This window comes from Streptomyces sp. CO7, from assembly GCF_053474865.1.
On the sequence record NZ_JBRIOU010000163.1, the window covers coordinates 1 to 382 of the forward strand.

Here is a 382-nt window from a genome sequence, read left to right on the forward strand (position 1 = left end):
TTCATAACCATTATCATTACTTCGCTCATTTAAATGGCTTTGCAAAAGGACTCAAAACAGGTCAAATTGTTGAACCCGGACAGGTCATTGGATCTGTCGGAAGCTCCGGTTATGGCCCTCCAGGCACAGCAGGAAAATTTCCGCCGCATCTTCACTATGGCATGTATAAAGACAATGGCAGAACTGAATGGTCTTTTGATCCATACCCTCATTTAAGGGCGTGGGAAAGAGCTGAGCGAAAACGACATTAAAGAAAAGGAGAAGTTTAGCGTTTTCGCACCCTTCTCCTTTTTCATGTCTAAGCAAGTTACTGCTCATTTTTCTCCTTCAAACCTAAAATTAAAAATAGAATTCCCATGATGAGAAAAATGAAATACACAAC

At 40.6% G+C, this 382-nt stretch carries 1 protein-coding gene; it reads left to right on the plus strand.

All coding sequences use genetic code 11. From position 1 onward, the window contains the following. Positions 1-251: M23 family metallopeptidase (locus ACOV8S_RS31590; RefSeq protein WP_448321898.1), on the plus strand; the 251-nt coding region annotated here is incomplete at its 5' end. Positions 252-382 lie beyond the last annotated feature (131 nt).